The sequence below is a fragment of the Streptomyces sp. PL-25 genome (assembly GCF_058344915.1).
Genome location: NZ_CP136997.1, coordinates 3,406,781 through 3,427,386 on the forward strand (window position 1 = coordinate 3,406,781; position 20,606 = coordinate 3,427,386).

The 20,606-nt window shown below is 72.6% G+C and carries 20 protein-coding genes; 8 read left to right on the forward strand and 12 right to left on the reverse strand.

The genetic code is table 11. The annotated features are described in order from the left end of the window. Nucleotides 1-58: 58 nt before the first annotated feature. Nucleotides 59-1,942, forward strand: coding sequence for a non-ribosomal peptide synthetase (locus tag R4Z62_RS15180; RefSeq protein ID WP_491520049.1), 1,884 nt, complete (start codon nucleotides 59-61; stop codon nucleotides 1,940-1,942). Between the two features lie 96 nt (nucleotides 1,943-2,038). Here R4Z62_RS15180 and R4Z62_RS15185 read toward each other — a convergent pair whose 3' ends face one another. The 3 genes from R4Z62_RS15185 to R4Z62_RS15195 form a co-directional block, all read right to left on the reverse strand. After that, nucleotides 2,039-2,698 carry a DUF5063 domain-containing protein gene (locus R4Z62_RS15185; protein WP_064534329.1) on the reverse strand — a complete coding sequence of 220 codons (660 nt, stop codon included), beginning with the start codon at nucleotides 2,696-2,698 and terminating at the stop codon, nucleotides 2,039-2,041. Then, nucleotides 2,691-3,290, reverse strand: coding sequence for a recombination mediator RecR (recR, locus tag R4Z62_RS15190; protein WP_064534328.1), 600 nt, complete (start codon nucleotides 3,288-3,290; stop codon nucleotides 2,691-2,693). The genes R4Z62_RS15185 and recR overlap by 8 nt, the downstream gene beginning before the upstream one ends. An 84-nt stretch (nucleotides 3,291-3,374) precedes the next feature. Beyond that, a complete protein-coding gene (locus R4Z62_RS15195; protein WP_026252718.1) occupies nucleotides 3,375-3,719 on the reverse strand; it encodes a YbaB/EbfC family nucleoid-associated protein in 345 nt (114 codons plus the stop codon). Nucleotides 3,720-4,020: 301 nt separating this feature from the next. Here R4Z62_RS15195 and R4Z62_RS15200 point away from each other — a divergent pair, with 301 nt between their 5' ends. Beyond that, nucleotides 4,021-4,803: an SLATT domain-containing protein gene (locus R4Z62_RS15200; RefSeq protein WP_491520050.1), complete on the forward strand. Its 783-nt coding sequence runs from the start codon at nucleotides 4,021-4,023 to the stop codon at nucleotides 4,801-4,803. 178 nt (nucleotides 4,804-4,981) lie between these two features. On the opposite strand, the gene R4Z62_RS15205 is transcribed toward R4Z62_RS15200, so the two are convergent. After that, nucleotides 4,982-6,952 carry a serine/threonine-protein kinase gene (locus R4Z62_RS15205; RefSeq protein ID WP_491520051.1) on the reverse strand — a complete coding sequence of 657 codons (1,971 nt, stop codon included), beginning with the start codon at nucleotides 6,950-6,952 and terminating at the stop codon, nucleotides 4,982-4,984. A gap of 274 nt (nucleotides 6,953-7,226) precedes the next feature. Between R4Z62_RS15205 and R4Z62_RS15210 the strand changes: the two genes are divergently transcribed. The 3 genes from R4Z62_RS15210 (at nucleotide 7,227) to R4Z62_RS15220 (ending at nucleotide 10,289) form a co-directional block, all read left to right on the forward strand. After that, on the forward strand, nucleotides 7,227-8,609 hold the full coding sequence (locus tag R4Z62_RS15210; RefSeq protein ID WP_064534325.1) for an aspartate aminotransferase family protein: 1,383 nt from the start codon (nucleotides 7,227-7,229) through the stop codon (nucleotides 8,607-8,609). A gap of 160 nt (nucleotides 8,610-8,769) precedes the next feature. Continuing rightward, nucleotides 8,770-9,528 (forward strand): GntR family transcriptional regulator, encoded by a 759-nt coding sequence (locus R4Z62_RS15215; RefSeq protein ID WP_064534324.1) that lies wholly within the window; start codon nucleotides 8,770-8,772, stop codon nucleotides 9,526-9,528. Nucleotides 9,529-9,638: 110 nt separating this feature from the next. Next, nucleotides 9,639-10,289 (forward strand): putative DNA-mimic protein, encoded by a 651-nt coding sequence (locus R4Z62_RS15220; protein WP_064534323.1) that lies wholly within the window; start codon nucleotides 9,639-9,641, stop codon nucleotides 10,287-10,289. 131 nt (nucleotides 10,290-10,420) lie between these two features. Here the strand turns inward: R4Z62_RS15220 and R4Z62_RS15225 are convergent, their stop codons facing one another. Beyond that, complete coding sequence (locus R4Z62_RS15225; RefSeq protein WP_026252719.1) at nucleotides 10,421-11,704, reverse strand: adenylosuccinate synthase; 1,284 nt, start codon at nucleotides 11,702-11,704, stop codon at nucleotides 10,421-10,423. A gap of 195 nt (nucleotides 11,705-11,899) precedes the next feature. Between R4Z62_RS15225 and R4Z62_RS15230 the strand changes: the two genes are divergently transcribed. Beyond that, nucleotides 11,900-12,760, forward strand: a complete 861-nt coding sequence (locus tag R4Z62_RS15230) for a diacylglycerol kinase family protein (protein ID WP_491520052.1) — start codon at nucleotides 11,900-11,902, stop codon at nucleotides 12,758-12,760. 154 nt (nucleotides 12,761-12,914) lie between these two features. Here the strand turns inward: R4Z62_RS15230 and R4Z62_RS15235 are convergent, their stop codons facing one another. After that, the gene (locus R4Z62_RS15235; RefSeq protein WP_491520053.1) at nucleotides 12,915-13,766 is read right to left on the reverse strand and encodes a helix-turn-helix domain-containing protein; all 852 of its coding nucleotides are present in this window, start codon (nucleotides 13,764-13,766) and stop codon (nucleotides 12,915-12,917) included. Between the two features lie 12 nt (nucleotides 13,767-13,778). After that, nucleotides 13,779-14,531 (reverse strand): DUF6879 family protein, encoded by a 753-nt coding sequence (locus R4Z62_RS15240; RefSeq protein WP_491520054.1) that lies wholly within the window; start codon nucleotides 14,529-14,531, stop codon nucleotides 13,779-13,781. Between the two features lie 173 nt (nucleotides 14,532-14,704). Here R4Z62_RS15240 and R4Z62_RS15245 point away from each other — a divergent pair, with 173 nt between their 5' ends. Continuing rightward, nucleotides 14,705-14,905 carry a hypothetical protein gene (locus R4Z62_RS15245; RefSeq protein ID WP_382843105.1) on the forward strand — a complete coding sequence of 67 codons (201 nt, stop codon included), beginning with the start codon at nucleotides 14,705-14,707 and terminating at the stop codon, nucleotides 14,903-14,905. A gap of 515 nt (nucleotides 14,906-15,420) precedes the next feature. Here the strand turns inward: R4Z62_RS15245 and R4Z62_RS15250 are convergent. From R4Z62_RS15250 to R4Z62_RS15260, 3 genes are all read right to left on the reverse strand, one after another. Beyond that, nucleotides 15,421-16,671: a cytochrome P450 gene (locus tag R4Z62_RS15250; RefSeq protein ID WP_491520055.1), complete on the reverse strand. Its 1,251-nt coding sequence runs from the start codon at nucleotides 16,669-16,671 to the stop codon at nucleotides 15,421-15,423. 114 nt (nucleotides 16,672-16,785) lie between these two features. After that, entirely contained in the window at nucleotides 16,786-16,989 is a 204-nt protein-coding gene (locus R4Z62_RS15255) for a DUF397 domain-containing protein (protein WP_491520056.1), read from the reverse strand. After that, nucleotides 16,989-17,840 (reverse strand): helix-turn-helix domain-containing protein, encoded by an 852-nt coding sequence (locus tag R4Z62_RS15260; RefSeq protein ID WP_491520057.1) that lies wholly within the window; start codon nucleotides 17,838-17,840, stop codon nucleotides 16,989-16,991. Before R4Z62_RS15260 ends, R4Z62_RS15255 begins: the two co-directional genes overlap by 1 nt. Nucleotides 17,841-18,072: 232 nt before the next feature. On the opposite strand from R4Z62_RS15260, the gene R4Z62_RS15265 reads away from it, so the two are divergent. Further along, nucleotides 18,073-18,504 carry an ATP-binding protein gene (locus tag R4Z62_RS15265; protein ID WP_491520058.1) on the forward strand — a complete coding sequence of 144 codons (432 nt, stop codon included), beginning with the start codon at nucleotides 18,073-18,075 and terminating at the stop codon, nucleotides 18,502-18,504. Here R4Z62_RS15265 and R4Z62_RS15270 read toward each other — a convergent pair. Then, nucleotides 18,474-19,133, reverse strand: coding sequence for a response regulator (locus R4Z62_RS15270; protein ID WP_257784429.1), 660 nt, complete (start codon nucleotides 19,131-19,133; stop codon nucleotides 18,474-18,476). The genes R4Z62_RS15265 and R4Z62_RS15270 overlap by 31 nt on opposite strands. A 47-nt stretch (nucleotides 19,134-19,180) precedes the next feature. Then, nucleotides 19,181-20,569, reverse strand: coding sequence for a sensor histidine kinase (locus R4Z62_RS15275; protein WP_385490828.1), 1,389 nt, complete (start codon nucleotides 20,567-20,569; stop codon nucleotides 19,181-19,183). Between the last annotated feature and the right edge of the window lie 37 nt (nucleotides 20,570-20,606).

Below are 20,606 nucleotides of genomic sequence, written 5' to 3' on the forward strand. Positions count from 1 at the left end.
GGCGGCCGGCCCCGCCTCGCCGACAACGCGTCATCCGACGAGAAAGGACTGGACGCCCATGCCCAAGCCCGCCGCTCGGCCCCAGGACGGTTCGCTGAGCGACCTGTTCGCGCAGCACGTCGTACGCCGGCCCGAGGCGCCCGCCCTCACCTATGGTTCCGTCACACTGACGTACCGGCAGCTCGACCGGGTCACCAACTCCCTGGCGATCCGGCTGCGCGACCGGGGCGTACGGCCCGGCCGGCTGGTGGCGATCCTCGCCGACCGCGGCATCGGGGTGATCCTGGGCATGCTCGCCACCGTCAAGGCCGGCGGCGCCTATCTCGCGCTGGACCCGGCGCAGCCGGCCGCCCGGCTGCGCATGATCCTCCAGGAGTCCGAGCCGGTGGCCCTGCTCACCGAGGCCGGCACGGACGACCCCAGCGGCCTCGGCATCCCGGTGCTCACGGCCGCCGGACACCTGGGGCGTAGCGTACGGGACGACGCCGCCCTGGACGTCCGCACGGACGGCGGCGCGGGACCCGAGGACCTGGCCTACGTGATGTACACCTCGGGTTCGACCGGCACGCCCAAGGGGATCTGCACGACGCACCGCAACGTCGTCCGGCGCACCCGGGACGCCGACTACCTCACGTTCGATGCGGGCGACCGGGTCGCGCAGATCTCCAACGCGGCCTTCGACGCCGCCACCGTCGAGGTGTGGGGCGCGCTGCTCAACGGCGGCGAGCTCATCGGGTTCGACCGCGACACCGTCCTCTCGCCGGGCCGGCTGGCGACCGCGCTGCGCGAACGCCGCATCGACACCGTGGTGATGGCGACACCGCTGTTCAACCAGCTCGCGGGGGACGACCCGGCGACGTTCGCCACGGTCTCCCAGGTCCTGGTCGGCGGCGACGCCCTGGCGGTCGACCAGGCCAACGCCGTGGCCGCGGTTCCGGGCTGCCACCTGGTCAACGGGTACGGGCCCGCCGAGTGCACGACGATCGCCACCGCGCACCGGGTCAGGCCGATGCCCGCCGACCAGGTGCGGGTGCCGATCGGCGTGCCCGTCTCGCACACCACGTGCTACGTGCTCGACGACGAGCTGCGGCCGGTGCCCGCCGGGGAGACCGGTCAGCTCCACGTCGGCGGTGACGGCGTGGCGAGCGGCTATCTCGGCCGCCCGGACCTGACGAAGGAGCGGTTCCTGCCCGACCCCTTCGCCGCCGAACCCGGCGCCCGCATGTACGCCACGGGCGATCTGGTGCGCGAACTGCCGGACGGCTCACTGGACTTCCTCGGCCGGGCCGACTTCCAGGTCAAGATCCGGGGCTTCCGGGTCGAGACGAACGAGGTCGACGCGGCGCTGCTGCGCCACCCCGGGATCAGGGAGGCGGTGACGGTCGCCGGCACCGACGCCCGCTCGGGGGACCGGACGCTCCTCAGCTACTACGTGGGGGCGGGCGAAAAGGCCCCGGACACGGCCGCCCTGCGGGCGTTCCTGCGCGACCGGCTCCCCGACTACATGCTCCCCTCCCGGCTGACCCGGCTGCCCGAGCTGCCGAAGAACGCCAACATGAAGATCGACCGGGAGCGGCTGCCCGCCCCGCAGGCCCCGGCCGCCCCGGCGGGCGGTGCGGCGGGCCCGGCGGGCGCGGACGCGATGGACGCGATGGACGAAGAGATCGCCGCGCTCATGAGCGGTCTGCTGGACGTGCCGGGCGTCGGCCACGAGGAGGACTTCTTCGAGGCCGGCGGGCAGTCGATGCTCGCGATCCGGCTGCTGGCCCAGGTGAGCAGGCGGTTCGGCGCGGACATGACGCTGGCGGAGTTCTTCGAGGACCCGACGGTGCGGGGCATCGCCGCCCATGTGCGGGACGCGGCGGCCTCGGCCCCCGTCCCGGCCGTCTCCGCCCCGGCCGTCTCCGTCCCGGCCGCCGATTCCGGGGACGTACGCCCCTGACCGGGACGGCCGACGCCCGGTGCTTCCGTGCTTCCCGCCGTGCCGCGAAGGACGCGAAGGAGCGGGCGGGCCGGACTCAGCGCGTGCGGGCCGGGTTCACTTGGCCCCGGGCAGCCCGAGCGGACCGCCGATCTCCTCCGCCATGACCCGGCCCGCCTCGAACTCCAGCGTCTCGTCGCCCATGGCCTGGTCGGTGTCGAGGCCGTCCAGCTCCTCCAGGGGCTGGTTGAGGCGCACATGGGCGACCAGGGACTGGAGGGCGCGCAGGGCCGCCGAGGCGGTGCCGCCCCAGTTGGAGAAGTAGGAGAACTGCCACCACCACAGCGCCTCGGTGGTGCGGCCCGCGCGGTAGTGGACCATGCCGTGGCGCAGATCGGCGACGACGTCGGCGAGGTCGTCGGAGATCCGCGCGGGCACCGGGGCGCGGCGCGGCTCGTAGGGGTCGAAGACCTCGGAGTAGACGTCGATGGGCTCCAGCAGGCGGCCCAGGTTCTCGCGGAGGACGTCCGCGTCCTGCTCCGGGCCCGGGTCGGGCTCGTAGCGCTCGTCGGGGACGATGTCCTCGTGCGCGCCGAGCCGACCGCCGGCCAGCAGCAGCTGGGAGACCTCCAGCAGGAGGAAGGGCACCGCGGAGTCCGGTTCGTCGCCCTTGGCGACCTCGGTGACGGCGACCAGGAAGCTCTCGATCTGGTCGGCGATCTGGACCGCGAAGTCGTCGGGGTTCTGGCTGGTCGCGTGCAGCGTGGCGTCAGACATCTAGGAGTCGTCTCCCCTCGAAGGCGCGGCCGAGGGTCACCTCGTCCGCATACTCCAGGTCGCCGCCCACCGGGAGGCCGCTGGCCAGGCGGGTGACCTTGAGGCCCATGGGCTTGATCATGCGGGCGAGGTACGTCGCCGTCGCCTCGCCCTCCAGGTTCGGATCCGTGGCCAGGATGAGTTCCGTGACCGTGCCGTCGGCGAGGCGGGACAGCAGCTCCCGGATGCGCAGATCGTCGGGGCCGACGCCCTCGATCGGGCTGATCGCCCCGCCGAGGACGTGGTACCGGCCGCGGAACTCGCGGGTCCGCTCGATCGCGACGACGTCCTTGGGCTCCTCGACCACGCAGATGACGCTCTGGTCGCGGCGGCTGTCACGGCAGATGCCGCACAGCTCCTCCTGCGCCACGTTGCCGCAGACGGCGCAGAAGCGGACCTTCGCCTTCACCTCCAGCAGGGCGTGGGCGAGCCGGCGCACGTCCGTCGGCTCCGCCTGGAGGATGTGGAAGGCGATCCGCTGCGCGCTCTTGGGACCGACGCCGGGCAGCCGCCCCAGTTCGTCGATGAGGTCCTGGACCACGCCTTCGTACACCGGACGCCCGTCCTTCCTGCTCTGCGTGTGCCGCTGTTTCGGTGTGTGCTGCTTCGGTACGTACCGTAGTTGCCCGGGGGGCGCCTAGAAAGGCAGCCCGGGGATGCCGCTGCCGCCGCCGAGGCCCTGGGCCAGCGGGCCGAGCTTCTGCTGCTGGAGCGCCTGGGCGTTCTCGTTGGCCGCCTGGACGGCCGCCACGACCAGGTCCGCGAGGGTCTCGGTGTCCTCGGGGTCCACGGCCTTCGGGTCGATCTTCAGGGCGCGCAGCTCGCCGGCGCCGGTGACGGTGGCCTTCACCAGGCCGCCGCCCGCCTGCCCGTCGACCTCGGTGCGCGCCAGCTCCTCCTGGGCCTGCGCCAGGTCCTGCTGCATCTTCTGGGCCTGCTGGAGCAGCTGCTGCATGTTGGGCTGGCCACCACCGGGAATCACGATCAGCTCCTGCTTTCCTCCGTGCGTCCGGATGATCCGGACGGCCCGGTCTCCGGGCGGGGCCCGTCCGCCGGCGTACCGGCGATTCCCCGCTGGCACGAGCCTACGTGGTCCCGGCGGGCGGCGCCCCGCCACTCTTTCGAGTGAGTTCCGGGTGCGTCCTATACCTGATCAAGGCCCTCTTCCGGGCGGAAAAGCACCGCATTCCCCCGCTTCGCCACCCGTTGGGGGGTAGGAAGGGGTCCGGCGGTCAGCCAGCGTCACAGCACGTGATCAGTAGGTGATCAGTAGGGAGTGCCGGGTGGGTCAGCCGGAGATGCAGCCCGAGCGTCACCCTCGGGACGGGCGGGAGGACGGGGCTCGGGACGGGCGGGAGGACGGGGCGGCGGCGGCGACCGGGCCGCTGCCCGGGGACCTGACCGGGCGGGTGTTCCCGCCCGGCGACTGGGGCGATCCCGCCCGGCGGCTGGACGAGCTGTACCGGTGGGTGGAGCGCGGCGCGCTCCAGACCGCCGCCTGGTACCTCGCGGAGCGGGTGTGGAAGCGGCGCGGGGCGCGGGCGCTGCGGTGCGGGGCGGCGGCCGGGGCGCTGGCCGGGGCGGGGCTGCCGCTGCTGGACCTGACCGGGCCGGCCCGCGGCGCGGCGCCCTGGGGGTATCTGGCGCTGCTGCTGTCGGTGGCGTGCGTCGCGGCCGACCGGTACTTCGGCCTGACCTCGGGCTGGATGCGGGACGTGGCGACCGCGCAGGCCGTGCAGCGGCGGCTTCAGCTGCTCCAGTTCGACTGGGCCACCGAGAGCGTGCGGGAGGTGCTCGGCCCGGCCGAGGGCACGGCGGGCGAGGCCGCCGAGCGGTGCCTGGCGGTGCTGCGGCGCTTCACGGAGGACGTGACCGAGCTGGTGCGGGCCGAGACGGCTGGCTGGATGGTGGAGTTCCGCGTCGGGGCGGCACCGGCGGGGATCCATCCGGCGGTGCCGGGCGGCGCGCGCCCGGAGCCCGGCGGCGCCGGTCCGGGCCGCTTCCCGCTGCCGCCGGGCGGCACCCGGCCGAACATGCCGCGCCAGCGGCCCCCCGAGCCCCGGTAGAGCCTCCCCGGCCGGGACACCGGTCACCGGTGCGGGGCCTGACACCGCTCCCCCGAGCTCTTCGAGCAGGGGTACCCCCGGCGGCGCGGCACCCGGCGCTCGTACCGGAGCGTCCCGGACGGACGCGGCGATGCCGAGCACCGCGGCGGCTTCTCCCGTCCCGTGTCCCGTCCCGTGCTCACTCCCTGGTGTAGGTCAGCCGCTCGCCGCTGTCCTTGTTGACGCGCTGGAGGCCGCCCTGCGGGAGCAGCAGCACCTGGGTGGCCGCGCCCGGATTGCAGGCGCCGCCCGTGCCGTTCCTGACCGTCGAGGGCCCGAGCTCCAGCGGTCCGCCGGCGTCCGGCCGCCGGACCAGCCGGGCCTCGAACACGCAGTGGTAGGTGCCGCCGGTCGCGGTGGGGCCGTCCGCGACCAGGGTGAGCACCCGGTCCCCGACACCGCCCTGGGCGATGGTGAGCCGCCGGGGGTTCGAGCCCAGCTCGCTGTCGATCGCCGACCGCCAGGTGCCGAGGTAGCCGGTGGGGACCACGCCGCCCGAGGGGCCGGGCGGCGCGCTCGTGGCGGTGGGGGACGGGTCCGGGCCGCCCGTGCCGGACGCGGTGGCGGTCGGCGAGGGGCCGGGGCCGCCGCGGTGGTCCTCGTGCCCGCCGCCCTGCATCAGGGCGTAGACCGAACCGCCCGCGCCGAGCGCGACGACCAGCGCCACCGCGAGGAGCGCCACCGTGGAGGTACCACCGCGCCGCGGCCCGTCCTGAGCCGGGTCCGGGGCCGGGGCGAAGTACGGAGGGTCGGCGGGCCGGTACGGGTGAGGATGCGGGTGCTGGTGGGGGTGGGGGTGCTGGGGATGGCCGTACGCCCGCTGTGCGGGCACGGGCGCGGACCCGGGTGCCGGTGCGGGCGCCGGGCCGTCGGCCCGGGTGGGCGGGTGGTCCGGCGGCGCGTGGCCCTGGCCGGCGGGCTCGCCGGGGGCCGGGGGCCGGACGGCGGCGGCGTGCTCCGGGGAGGGCCACGGGGTGGCTTCCGCGGCGGGGCCCGGGGCGCGGCCCGGGGAGGCCGCGAGGGTGTGCCCAGGCGGCTGCTCCCGGGAGGAGGAATGGGAGAAGGAGGAGGAGGCGGCGGCGGAGTCGTGCTGCGGGAGCCCCTCGGGATGAGCGGGCACGGTGGGACCCGTGAGAGGGGAGGGAGCGATGGGGACGGTGGCTTCGCCGGGGGTGGCGGGTGGCGGCGCCTCGGGATTCTCCGCGTCCAGCAGCCGTACCGCGTGCCGTCCGAGCTGGGCCACCAGGGCGCTCGGCAGCCACGGGTCGCGGAGCCGGCCGTCGCACACCGTGTCCTCGGCGCCGGTGCGCTCCAGGATCTCCTCCAGCGCGGGCCGGGCCGCCGGGTCCTTGCGCAGACAGGCGCGGACCAGGTCGGCGATGCCCTCGGGCAGCGCGTCCAGGTCCGGTTCCTCCTGGGCGATCCGGTACATCAGCGCGTGCACACCGCTGTCGGCGGTACCGAAGGGCAGGGTGCCCGTCGCGGCGTAGGCGAGCACGGACCCCAGGCAGAAGATGTCGCAGGCGGGGGTGATCCGGTCGCCGCGCACCTGCTCGGGGGCCATGAAGCCGGGCGAGCCGAGCAGCGCCCCGGTGCGGGTGAGGCCGCTGTCCGCGACGGTCTCCAGGGCGCGGGCGATGCCGAAGTCGATGACCCGGGGGCCGTCGATGGTGACGAGCACGTTCGACGGTTTGAGGTCGCGGTGGACGAGCCCGGCCGCGTGGATGTCCCGCAGCGCCTCGGCGAGACCGGCGGCGAGGACGCGCACCGACCGCTCGGGCAGCGGCCCGTGGTCGTGGCCGACGATCCGCTGGAGGCTGGGCCCGGCGACATAGCCGGTGGCGACCCACGGCACGGCTGCCTCGGTGTCCGCGTCCAGCACGGGCGCGGTCCAGTTCCCGCCGACCCGGCGCGCGGCCCGCACCTCCTGGCGGAACCGGGCCCGGAACTCCTCCTGCTGCGCCAGTTCCTGCCGCACCACCTTCACGGCGGCCGTACGGCCCCGGCCGGAGCGGGCCAGGTACACCTGTCCCATGCCGCCCGCCCCGAGCCGCGCCAGCAGCCGGTACGCCCCGATCTCCCGCGGATCGCCGGACGCCAGCTTCTCCATGGCAGAACCGCCTCCCCCGATGTGCCCCGGTACGCCCCTGCGCGTCAGCCCGAGGATAGTGCGGGGACCACGGGCGGACAGCGGCCCGCCGTCGACGGTTCCGTAACAGCGGGCCGCCCGGCCGTACGCGCTCTCCCGCGCCCCCGTGCTCCCCGACGCGCCCCTGTGCTCCCCGTGCTCCCCGTGCTCCCCGCGACAAGGTGTCGTCAAATCGCCGTCACCGCAGACAGGGCGCCGATACCGGCACCGCCGGGGCGGCCTCTACGCTCGCGGTATGACCCCTCAGCCCTCTTCCGCCCACCGGGCCCCGCAGCCGGACCCCGAGGCCGGCGCGGCCGTGAAGGCCGCCGACCGCGCGCACGTCTTCCACTCCTGGTCCGCGCAGGACCTGATCGACCCGCCGGCGGTGGCCGGTGCCGAAGGGTCGTACTTCTGGGACTACGACGGCAAGCGCTACCTGGACTTCTCCAGCGGCCTCGTCTTCACCAACATCGGCTACCAGCACCCCAAGGTCGTCGCCGCGATCCAGGAGCAGGCCGCGACGCTGGCCACCTTCGCTCCCGCGTTCGCCGTCGAGGCCCGCTCGGAGGCGGCCCGGCTGATCGCCGAGCGGACCCCCGGCGATCTGGACAAGATCTTCTTCACCAACGGCGGCGCCGACGCGGTCGAGCACGCGATCCGCATGGCCCGGCTGCACACCGGGCGCCCGAAGGTGCTGTCGGCGTACCGGTCGTACCACGGCGGCACCCAGCAGGCCGTGAACATCACCGGCGACCCGCGCCGCTGGGCCTCCGACGACGGCGCGGCGGGTGTCGTGCACTTCTGGGCGCCCTACCTCTACCGCTCCCGCTTCTACGCGCAGACCGAGGAGGAGGAGTGCGCGCGGGCGCTGGAGCACCTGGAGACGACGATCGCCTTCGAGGGGCCCGCGACGATCGCGGCGCTCATCCTGGAGACGGTCCCGGGCACGGCGGGCATCATGGTGCCGCCGCCGGGCTATCTCGCCGGGGTGCGCGAGCTGTGCGACAAGTACGGGATCGTGTTCGTGCTGGACGAGGTCATGGCCGGGTTCGGGCGGACCGGTGAGTGGTTCGCCGCGGACCTGTCCGGGGTCGTCCCCGACCTGATGACCTTCGCCAAGGGCGTGAACTCGGGGTACGTGCCGCTGGGCGGTGTGGCGATCTCCGGGAAGATCGCCGAGACGTTCGGCAAGCGGCCCTACCCGGGCGGTCTGACGTACTCGGGGCACCCGCTGGCCTGCGCCGCGGCCGTCGCGACGATCAACGTGATGGCCGAGGAGGGCGTCGTCGAGAACGCGCGGCGGCTGGGTGCCGAGGTGGTGGGCCCGGCGCTGCGCGAGCTGGCCGGGCGGCACCCGAGCGTCGGCGAGGTGCGCGGCACCGGCATGTTCTGGGCGCTGGAACTGGTGCGGAACCGCGAGACCCGCGAGCCGCTGGTGCCGTACAACGCGGCCGGTGCGGCGAACGGCCCGATGGCCGCCTTCGGCGCCGCCGCCAAGGCGCACGGCCTGTGGCCCTTCATCAACATGAACCGCACGCACGTCGTCCCGCCGTGCACGGTGACCGAGGCCGAGCTGAAGGAGGGGTTCGCGGCGCTGGACGCGGCCCTGTCCGTGGCCGACGAGCACACGGAGTAGGCCGGAAAGCACCGGTGAGCACCGGGGAGTCCCTCGAAACGCCCCGGAGTGCGTAAGGTGGCGTGCTCGTACACATACACCCGTACGAGTACATGATCAGACAGACGTACGAGCAGACGTACGCGTACGCCACCGCACGCGTGAGGGAGACGCCCCGACCATGCCCGGCTTCAGCGGAACCGGTGCCGTGACGCGCAGCACCCTGCGCCAGCAGATCGCGGACGCGCTGCGGGACGAGGTGCTGTCCGGGCGGCTCCAGCCGGGGCGCGAGTTCACGGTGAAGGAGATAGCCGAGCAGTACGGGGTGTCCGCGACGCCGGTGCGCGAGGCGCTGGTGGACCTGTCCGCGCAGGGGCTGCTGGACGCCGACCAGCACCGCGGCTTCCGGGTGCGCGTGTACTCGGCGGCCGCCTTCCGCGAGATGATCGAGGCCCGCGCCCTGGTCACCGAGGGCATGTTCCGTGTCCTGGCCGCCGCGGACGAGGCACCGGGCGGCGGCGCGGAGACCGGGGGCGCCCGCGCGAGGTCCCGGACGCGGGCGATGCCGCGCGAGCCCCTGGACCCGCGCACGGCCGCCGTGCTCGCCGGGGTGCGCCGGCGCGGCGAGGAGGCCCAGCGGGCGGCGACCGCCGGCGACCTGACCGTGCTGATCGGCTACGACCTGCGGTTCTGGCGCGAGCTGAGCGCCCTCTACGGCAACGCGCACCTCGCCGACTTCCTGCACCGGCTGCGCGTGCAGTCCTGGGTGTGCGCGGTGCAGCAGCTCCGCAGGCTCGGTGATCTGCGCGGTGTCCTATGGTGCGGCCACACCGAACTCGTCGACGCCCTGGCGTCCCGCGACATCACCACCGCGCAGACCCTCGTCTCCGCCTACAACGCGCACTCCCTGGCCCTCGTCGAGCGGCTCTGCGCCGCATGAGCGGGGCGGGCGGGGGAACTGCACGGGTGGGGCCGGTCCGCTCCGCACCGACTACCCTTCGTTGACCACTGTGCTTCGCGCGTGCCGAACGCTGAGTGAGGAGCCCTCCTTTGGCCTGTGACCTGTGGCTGGTACCGCTCGTCGACGTGTTGTGCCACACCCCCGACAACCCGTTCGCCGAGGAACTCGCGCAGTACAACAAGGCGCTCGCGGAGAACGGACTGCCGCCGGTGCCGGTGTACCAGTACATGCCGGGCCTGTCCGGTGACGTGGCGCCGGTGGCCGGCTTCGACTACGACGCCCTGCACTTCCTGCGCCGCGCCCACCTGCTCCAGCTCTGCGGCCTTCCGCTCACCCCGGTCGACGAACTGGGCGGCGACTACGAGCAGTTGCTGGAGATGTTCGAGACGACGGCACAGCAGTCCCACCTGGTCTGGCACTACGACCACGCGGGCGCCTACGTCCCCGTGGACTTCCCGCACCCGCTGTCCAACGACGAACTCCTCGCCGGCGGCGGCCCGCTCGGCTCCTCCCAGGCCCTGCTGCGCGAACTCCAGCAGGTCGCCCCGGCCCTGGGCATCGATCCGGCCGCCCCCCCGGCTCCCCCGGCCCCGCCGCCGGGCCCCACCGAACTCGAACAGCCCGCCGCGCCCGCCCCCTACGACCCCAGCCCCTTCGCCCGCGAACGCCACGTCTGGCTCGGCCTGCACGCGGCGGCCACCCGCAGCCTGGCCCAGGGCTCGATGATCGTCTTCAGCTGACCGGGGGCCGGCCGTCCGGTGCGCGGCGAACACCGCACCGGTGACCCGCCGGGCCGGTTGGCGGCGGGCGGGAACGCCGACGGCGGCCGGCGCGGTGGGCGACGGCCGCCGTTCGGGGACGGGGGTGCGGGTCAGATGAACGAGTTGATCTCGATCGTCTCGTCGCGGCCGGGGCCGACGCCGATCGCGGAGATCGGGGCGCCGGACATCTCCTCCAGGGCCTTGACGTAGTCCTGGGCGTTCTTGGGCAGGTCGGCGAAGGTCTTGGCCTTCGTGATGTCCTCCTGCCAGCCCGGGAGGTACTCGTAGACCGGCTTGGCGTGGTGGAAGTCGGTCTGGGAGTAGGGCAGCTCCTCGACACGGCGCCCGTCGATCTCGTAGGCGACGCAGACCGGGATCCGCTCCCAGCCGGTGAGGACGTCGAGCTTGGTGAGGAAGAAGTCGGTGAGGCCGTTGACGCGGGTGGCGTAGCGGGCGATCACCGCGTCGAACCAGCCGCAGCGGCGGTCGCGGCCGGTGGTCACACCGCGCTCGCCGCCGATGCGGCGCAGCGCCTCGCCGTCCTCGTCGAGCAGCTCGGTCGGGAACGGCCCCGAGCCCACACGGGTGGTGTACGCCTTGAGGATGCCGATGACCCGGCTGATCTTCGTCGGGCCGACACCGGCGCCGGTGCAGGCACCGCCCGCGGTGGGGTTGGACGAGGTCACGAAGGGGTACGTGCCGTGGTCGATGTCGAGGAGGGTGCCCTGACCGCCCTCGAACAGCACGACCTTGTCCTCCTCCAGGGCCTGGTTGAGCACCAGGACCGTGTCGGCGACGTACGGCGCGAGCTGCTCCGCGTAGCCCAGCAGCTCCTCGACCACCTGGTCCACGGCGATGGCGCGCCGGTTGTAGAGCTTGGTGAGGATCTGGTTCTTGGCGTCGAGGGCCGCTTCGACCTTCTGGGTGAGGATCGACTCGTCGTACAGGTCCTGGACCCGGATGCCGACGCGGTTGATCTTGTCCGCGTAGGTCGGGCCGATGCCGCGGCCGGTGGTGCCGATCTTGCGCTTGCCGAGGAAGCGTTCCGTCACCTTGTCGACGGTCACGTTGTACGGCGTGATGATGTGCGCGTTACCGCTGATCAGGAGCTTCGACGTGTCGACGCCGCGCTCGTTCAGACCGCTCAGCTCGGAGAGCAGGACCGACGGGTCGACGACGACGCCGTTTCCGATGACGGGCGTACAGCCGGGCGAGAGGATGCCGGAGGGGAGCAGGTGCAGTGCGTACTTCTGGTCGCCCACGACGACCGTGTGGCCGGCATTGTTGCCGCCCTGGTAACGCACCACATAGTCCACGGAGCCACCGAGCAGGTCGGTGGCCTTCCCCTTGCCCTCGTCACCCCACTGAGCACCGAGCAGCACAAGTGCGGGCACGCGCGTACACCCCTTCCGGGCGGGGCATGTCCAAGGTCAGGGGCGTACGCGGGTTCACCGCCGCGTGCACCGCGCGACCCTCGTCGGTCGCGCAACCGTCGGACCGGATGCCCCGGAATAGACGAAGCCCCTGGCGCAATAGCGCAAGGGGCTCTTGCACAAAGATGCTACCCGAGGAAGCGAGGCAGGACCGAGGTGGCGACCTATCCGACGTCCGATCCGCTGCTCGTGATCATCGATCCGGCCGCCCGGCGGACCGACGGGGAGTCCGTACGGATCGCAAAAGACGTGCTCAGCGCGGGTGCCGCCACGAAGGTGTGCCTGCCGGAGGGGCCGGAGGAGTTCGCCCGCGCACTGGCGCGGCGGGGCTCGCGGCGGCCGGTGGTGGTCGGTGACGACCGGGCACTGCTGCGGGCGGTGACCCTGCTGCACCGGCGGCGGGAGCTGGCCGGATGCGTGCTGTCGGTCGTCCCGGTCGGCGGCGCCCTGGCCCTGGCCCGCTCGCTGGGCGTGCCGACCGGTCCGGTCGCCTCCGCGCGGGCGGTGCTCGACGGCTCCGTGCGCCGGCTCGACCTGCTCGTCGACGACAGCGACGGGGTGGTGCTGGGCGCGCTGCGGATCCCGCCGCTGGTCCCGCCCCCGGCGGATCCGGCGGTGCTCGGCGCGGGAGCGCACCGCGACTGGCTGCGGACCTGCCAGTCGCTCGTCCGGACCCTGGTGGCCCGCCCGCCCCGCACGACGGCCGAGGCCCAGGCGGGGACCGGGCCCGCGCGACTGCGGGTGGAGGTCGACGGGGTGACGCTGGTGGACCTGGACCAGCCGGTGGAGGCGGTCTCCGTGGTGCCCGGTGTCCGGGGCGTGGCCGAGGTGGAGGTACGGCCGCTGTCGGGGCCGGGCGCGGAGCTCTCCCCCCTGCTCGCCGAGGGGCGCGCGGTGACCGTCTCCGGCGCGCACTACCGCTACCGCGCGGACGCGGTGGTCTCGGGCCCGGTCCGCACCCGGACCTGGACGGTGCGCGAGGGGGCGTGGGGGCTGGTGGTGCCTGCCGAGGGCTGATGCCCGCTCCTCGGCGGCAACCGCGCTGGTGGCCGCCGGTAATCGGTTTCGGCCGCCTGTAGCCCGCTGCCGGTGGCAGGTGGCGGCCGGTGGCACACCGGTTCCCGTGCGCACACCCCTTCCGGGGGCATCCGGCCCGGCCAGGACACGCGGGTCAACGCGGGCTCAGCGCGCGGCGGGCCGAGTCGATGACGCTGTGGGCGTCGGTCCCGTACACCGCCGAATCGCGCAGGACGCGCCAGACCTTCGCGTACAAGGCGATGTTGTCGGCATCGTCCAACCACAGCTCGGCGTGCCAGTCCTCGGCGACCACCAAGCGGTCGTCAAGGAGCCAGAAGCCGTTGGCGGGCACGATCTTGACCGACGCGGTGAACGGGACCACCCCCAGTTCGACCGTGTCCATACCGATCAGGCCCATGAGCCGGTCGAGCTGAGCGGCCAGTACCGAGGGCGGGCAGATCATCGACCTCAGCGCGGCCTCCCACACCAGGACGTGCAGCGTGCGGCCAGGCCGATACAGCCACTCTTGCCGCTGCGCCCGGGAGCGCACGGCGGCCTCGACGTCGTCGGCACCGCCCAGCAGCTCCGAGTACCGGCGGATGACATGGCGCGCGTACTCGGGTGTCTGCAACAGCCCGGGGATCACGGACTCTTCCCAGAGCCACATTTCCGAGGTGCGGTCGAGCTCCGCGCTCAGTCCCTCGTGCATCGGCCTGAAGCCGTTCGCCAGCGCGCGACGCCATGACCTGATGTGCGACTCGAACCCCGCCAGCCGGGCGGCCAGCTCGGCGTACACGCCCGGCTGCCCGGTCGCGTCGGCCCACGCCCTCAGGTCCTCCGGGGTCGCCGTCTGTCTGCCGTTCTCCAGCTTGCTGACCTTGGACCCGGGCCAGCCCAACCGCTGGGCGAGCTGCTGGCCGGTGACCCGGCCACCAGGGCAGGTGAACCGGAGTTCGCGAAGTCGCGCCCCCAGGGCCGCCCGTGCCTGCTGATAGTCGGTGCTCACCGGTCATACGCGCTATTCGGCCGGTGCCGCCTGGGCGGCGAACACGTCGCGCGGAACAGCGTGGTGCATGGCCGTGTCGCGCACGATGCAGTACCGCACGACCTCGGCCGGTTCGGTGATCAGTTCGATGTTCACGAGGTTGTCGTCGTCATCGAAGTGCAGCAGCGCGACCAACCGTGAGTCGAAGATCCAGAAGTCTTCGGCGGGCAGGGCCGCACGGTCGGCGTCCGCGCGCCACAGGTACCTGACGTCCTCGCCGACCGCCGCGTTGTGCCGTGCGTAGTCGAGCAGGAACAGTTGCTCGGTGGTGGGCGGGTTGTCCGCGACGCGCACTCGGCCGACCGTCTTACGCGCCTCGGTCTGGGCCTTGATGTTGATGAACCAGGGCTCGTCGGGGTCGCACGGCGACGAGCCGGTGGTCAGGAAGGCTCGGAAATCGGGGTCCTGCCGGTCCGACGCGTAGCCGCGCCGCGTCTCCAGCCGCCAAGCGGTGTGCTGGAAGGTCTCGAAAAGACGCCGGAAGGTGACCCGGTCGACGAGTTCCGGCACCCGCTCCAGCTCCTTCGGCCCCCAGTTCACGAGCAGTTCGCGCGGCACGGCCACCGCCGCATCGCCCGGCCCGAAGTGCTGGAGCTGCACGAGGTCTTCAGGGGCGGTGACGGGCGTTCCCTGAACGATGATCTCACCGGTGCCCTCGTCCGCGTGCAGAGCGGGGCAGCCATCGACCTTGCTGTCGGTGCCGGTGAAGCGGAGCTGACGAGCCATGGACGCTCTCCCTTCCAAAGGCGTTGATCCCACCAGCGTGGCCGGGACCCCGTCTCGGCTCCATGGGCTGAGGCAGCACCCAGGAGAAAACACCGGAAATCTTCGTGACGCGCCGAGCAAATACAAGAAAACAGCGTACCGGCCACCGTCCCACCGCCTCTAGCGTCCCGTTCATGCCTACGAAGAAGCCGGACATGACTCCGTACACAGCAGTGGAAACCTTGAGAGCGGCCCTGGCCGAGGCGGGAATCGTCTTCCCGTCTTTGCGGGTCGACCCTGCGTCCCCTGAGTTGCGGCTCATCGAACTGGGGCGAGTGCGTGTCGATGTGGCTGCCCGCCTGGCCCGAGCCGTTCAGCGAGGAGGCCGTGCATGACGACGGAGGTGGAACCGCCGGAGGGGCGTCGGTCATCGACACCCCGCGCGACAAGGCCGGTCACGTCACAGGCCACGCTGGCCCGTCTGTGCGGCTCCGACCGGTGTCCGGTGGACGCGGACCGGCTGAGGGACCATACGAGAGCGGGCCCGCGCTCCCGACTCGATGAGCAGCGGGGGGATCTGGTAGTGAGCACGAAACCTGAGGACACCTCGGCCATGTCCCCTGAGTGTGCTCTGGCCCAGCAGCCGGACTACAACGACCTGCACCACGAGTGCCGCCGGACTGAGGACATTCCGTTGCCGCACAGCGGCGGTCTGCTGCTCATGCGTCGCTGTACCTGCTCCCACCACCGCCACCGGGCTGCGCCCGGGGCATAGGCCGTCGTGGGGGGGCTCCGTGACCCTCCCGCCGTCCGTGGGCTCAGGCGGCCGTGGCCGGCCGGAACCGGATCGGAGCCCAGAGCGGTGCGCCCGGAAAGAGGTCTGGGGCGGCCGGTGGCTGGGGGCCGTCGGTTACCCGGTCGGTCCGTCGCCCCCGTCCGTCCGGACCTCCAGCGCCTCCAGGCCGCGGATCACGAAGTTCGGCTTCTGCCGTGGCCGTGTCACCGGGGTGAGGGCGGGGGCGCGGGTGAGGAGGGAGGCCATGGAGGCGGCCAGTTCGATACGGGCGAGGGGGGCGCCGATGCAGTAGTGGATGCCGGCGCTGAAGGAGATGTGGGGGTTGTCGCGGCGGGCCAGGTCCAGGCGTTCGGGAGCGGTGAAGACGGCCGGGTCGTGGTTGGCCGAGCCGAAGAGCAGGGCGACCTCGGCGCCGCGCGGAATCGTGGTGCCGCCGATCTCGATCTCGTCCAGCACCCAGCGTTCGAAGAGCTGCAACGGGGTGTCGTAGCGCATCAGCTCCTCGACGGCGGACGGGATCAGCGAGTGGTCCGCGCGCAGCGCCGCCAGCTGGTCCGGGTTGCGGAACAGGGCCCACCAGCCGTTGACCGTCGCGTTCACCGTGGCCTCGTGACCGGCGTTGAGCAGCAGCACGGCCGTGGAGATCATCTCCTGCTCGGTCAGCCGGTCCCCCTCGTCGTGCGCCGCGATCAGCCCGGAGATCAGGTCGTCCCCCGGCTCCGCGCGGCGGGCCGCGATCAGCTCCCGCAGATACGCCGAGAACTCCTCCGAGGCGCGCACCGCCCGCGCCGCCGTCTCCTCGGACGGGTTCAGCTCGTACATCCCGCAGATCGCGGCCGACCAGGGCCGCAGCAGGTCCCGGTCCGGCTCCGGGACGCCCAGCATCTCCGCGATCACCGCCACCGGCAGCGGCTCGGCCACATCCGTGAGCAGATCGCCGCCGCCCGCCGCCACGAGCGCGGCGACCAGGTCGTCCGCCAGCGCGTGGACGTACGGCTTCAGCCGCTCCACGGTGCGCGGGGTGAACGCCTTCGACACCAGCCGCCGGATCCGGGTGTGGTCCGGCGGTTCCAGGTCGAGCATCCCGTGGTCGTTGAGGACGTGGAACGGCTCGTGCTCCGGCGGGGGCGGGGTGCGGCCGAAGTCCTCGTGCGTGAACCGGTGCCGGTAGGTCCGGCCGAGTCTCCGGTCCCGCAGCAGCGCCGACACGTCCGCGTGGTGCGGGACCAGCCACTGGTCGGTGCGCTCGTAGTGGAGCACGCGGCCCCGGGCGCGCAGTTCGGCGTAGACGGGGTACGGATCGGCGACGAACGCCGGGTCCCAGGGGTCGAACCCGACGTCGGACGGTACGCGAGCAACAGCCATGCACGGACGCTAGCCCCGCCTTCCCGGTCTGACCAGGGCCTGCACCGGGTCCCGGCAGGAGCCGGATCCACGCGGTGGCGATCGTCTACGCACCCGGTCTGGTGACACCGGGAGTCACCGGCTGACTCCGCCTGCCCCGTCCTGCCCGTCGCGCTTCACCTCTTCGATGAAGGCGAGGAAGGAGGCGGCGGGGACGGAAAGCGTTGCCCGTGTGGGGGCCTTGGAGTCGCGGATGGCCACCTGCGCGAGCAGCGGGGCGATCTCGACGCAGGCATCTCCGTCACCACCGCCGGAGTAGGTGGACTTGCGCCAGTTCATTACAACTCCTTCGTCAGACGGACGATCAAGTCACGCGATGCCGTGGGGTCCAATGATGCGCCGTGCACTCTCTGGTAGAGCGTTCGAAGCTGTTCCAGCTGGGGGTGCGCATCAATGTACGCCACCCCGGTCGGAGCGTCCCGTAGCGCTGTGTCCAGCTGAGGCACCGGTCCTCCCAGATACAGCATGGAGGCTCCCGCGCCTGCGAACCCTTCCCGCTCGATCGGAATGACACGCACAGTGGCCTGGCTCGCCTCGATCCTGTCCAGGATGAACCGCAGTTGAGCAAGCGACGCCCGGCGGCTGGCCACATGCACCCGCAGAGCGAACTCGTGCACGATCGTCTCGTACGAAGTCGGAGGCTCCCGCTCGATGACAGCACGGCGCTTCATCCGGTGCTCCACGCGCAGGGCCACTTCGCTCTCGACCAGCTCGGGGCGGGTGTACGTGAACACGGATCGCGCATAGTCGGCGGTCTGCAACAACCCCGGAACGTAGTGGATCACGACCTCGCGCAGAAACGCCGCGTGATGTTCGGCCTCGGCGCCGTCCAGGAACACCGGAGGCAACACGCCCCGGTATTCCTCCCACCATCCCCTCGTGCGATCGGTCGCCATCATGACGAGGGCCTCGATCAGCGCCGAGTCGTCGCAGGCGTAGTTGGCCGCAAGACGGCGTACGCGTTTGGCGCTGACACCTACGGTGCCGGACTCGATCTGGCTCATCTGGACGGCGTCCGCCTCCAGCAGCTCTGCGGCCTCGCGGGCCGTCATGCCCGTGGTCTCGCGCAGTTTGCGCAGCTCCGCGCCCAGCCGCAGGCGTCGAGCGGTGAGATGCCTCTTCGGCGGCAACGGGGCCTCCTGGCTTTCAACTCCCGTTCGAGCTTCCCTCGATTGAGCGCCAGAATACGGCAACGGGTTGCATTTTCCTAAGGATAGGAAATACCGTCAGTGACGCGACAAGCACCCAGCGGTACCCCGGGGCGCCGGAAGCGCACCGCTCCGCCCTGCCAGGACGGATGCGGCAATGCCACCGCCCCCAAGGGCCGTCCCTCTCTCCTCCCTCATCGAACGGAGTCGACCCATGTCCGCGAACGAACCCTGGGCATACTCCCTCCACATCCCCAACGACCCCCGCGCCGTCACCATCAGCCGCCGGACCCTCCGCCTGATCCTCACCATGCACGGGCTGATCCGTCTCGTCGACGTTGCCGAACTGCTCGCGGCCGAGCTGATCACCAACGCCGTGCTGCACACCAAGGGCCCTGCCGCGCTGCGGGTGCGCTGGTCGGGCACCGTGTTGCGGATCGGGGCGTGGGACGCCGACCCCGAACCACCGGGCGTGCCCGAGAGGTTGGCGGACCTCACCGACGAGGAGACCGGCCGGGGTCTCGGACTGGTCCTGGCCTGCGCGGACGTGTGGGGGTGGCATCCCCTCTCCAGGTTCGGCGACCGCGGCAAGTACGTATGGTGCGAACTCGCCGTTCAGCCCGGTGTGACCAGCCGGGCCTCGTAGGCGAACACCGCCGCCTGGGTGCGGTCCCTGAGGCCCAGCTTCACCAGGACCCGGCTCACATGGGTCTTGATCGTGGACTCGGCGACCACCAGCCGCTCGGCCATCTCCGCGTTCGACAGGCCCTGCGCGATCAGCACCAGCACCTCCGTCTCCCGCTCGGTCAGGTCACCGTAGGCCGCCTGCACGCCGCCCGCCGGGCGCGGTGGCCCGGACATCCGGGAGAACTCCGTGATCAGCCGCCGGGTGACCGAGGGGGCGAGCAGCGCCTCGCCGGCCGCCACCACCCGCACCCCGTCGGCGAGCTGCCGTGCCGAGGCGTCCTTGAGCAGGAAGCCGGAGGCCCCTGCCCTGAGCGCCTGGTACACGTACTCGTCGAGGTCGAAGGTGGTCAGTACCAGCACCTTCGCGGTGCCGTCGGCGGCGACTATCTCCCGGGTCGCCTCGATGCCGTTCAGCTCCGGCATGCGGATGTCCATGAGCACCACGTCCGGCGCCAGTTCGCGCACCCGCCGCACCGCCTCGCGGCCGTTGACGGCCTCGCCGACGACCTCGATGTCCGCCATGGCGTTGAGCAGGACCGAGAAACCCTCCCGCACCATCATCTGGTCGTCCGCGATCAGTACCCGGATCGGGCCCGCGGGCGCCGCCGCGCCCGGTGCGCTCCCCGTGTCCGCCGTCACGCCGCGGCCCCGTCGCCGGTCCCGCCGCCGGTCCCGTCACCGGCCGGGCGGTCGGTCTCCCGGGGCACCGGCAGGAACACCGCCACCTCGTACCCTCCGCCGTCCGCCGGCCCCGCCGTCATCTCGCCGTTCAGCATGGAGACGCGCTCCCGCATGCCGGTGATGCCGTGTCCGCTGCCGGGCGAGGGCTTGACCAGGGACCCGCCGGGCGCGGGACCGTTGACGATCCGCAGGCCGAGGCCGCCGAGGACATAGCCGACCTCGACCCGGGCGCTCGCGCCGGGCGCGTGCCGCAGGGTGTTGCTCAGGGCCTCCTGCACGATCCGGTACGCCGACAGCTCCACGCCCGGCGGGAGTTCACGCACCGCGCCGGTCAGGGCCTTCTCCACGCTCAGACCGGCCTCTCGCACGTTCTCCAGGAGGAGGTCCAGGTCGGCGAGGGTGGGCTGCGGGGCCTCCGGAGCCTCGTAGTCCTCGGCGCGGACGACACCGAGGACCCGGCGCAGCTCGGTGAGGGCCGCCACCGCGTTCTCCCGGATGGTGGCGAACGCCTTCTCCAGCTCCGGTGGCGGGTCCTGGACCCGGTAGGGGGCGGCCTCGGCCTGGATGGCGACCACGGACATGTGGTGCGCCACGACGTCGTGCAGCTCGCGGGCGATGGTGGTGCGCTCCTCCAGCAGGGTGCGGCGCGAGCGCTCGTGCGCGGTCACCGTCTGCTGGGCGCTCACCGTCTGCTCGGCGTCCCTGCGTATGTGCCAGACGGTGACGGCCAGCAGCAGAAGGGCGGACACCAGCAGCATGGGCGCCGAGTTGTTGCTGAAGTGGTAACCGAGCACGGACTCGGCGGCGACCGTGTAGAACACGGTGATCAGCCACATCCAGGCCGCCGTGCGCGGCCGGGTGCGTATGGCCACGACCGTGAGCACCGTCAGGTAGGAGATGAAGTTGGGCGGCTGCCAGGGCCACAGGCCGTAGCCGCCGGAGAGCACCGACGAGAACGCGGTCACGGCCAGCGCCAGCCAGAAGGCCAGGGCCGGACGGACGAGGGTCACCAGCGGCGGGACCAGGACCGCCAGCGCGTAGAACGGAGCCCCCACGCCGCCCTGGGCACCGAGCCAGGCGGAGATCATGGTCAGCACGCCGATGCCCGCCACCAGGATGTGCGGCGTGTGGGCCGCGTACTCCCGCAGGCGGCCCGGCAGCCGGCCGGTCAGCGGGCCGTCGACCCTCATGCGGGGCAGCGGCCGGTACACGGAGGCGTCGTGGAACAGGTCCTGGCGCAGCCCCCGCAGCGCGTTGGCCGCGAGACGGTACTCCGGGCTGCGGGGTTTGTACGGGCTGAACGCGCCGTCCGGCGCCGTCTGCGTCTGAGTCGTCTCGGTCACGATGAGAACGGTAGGCGGCGGCGAGGGCCGCGGTCGT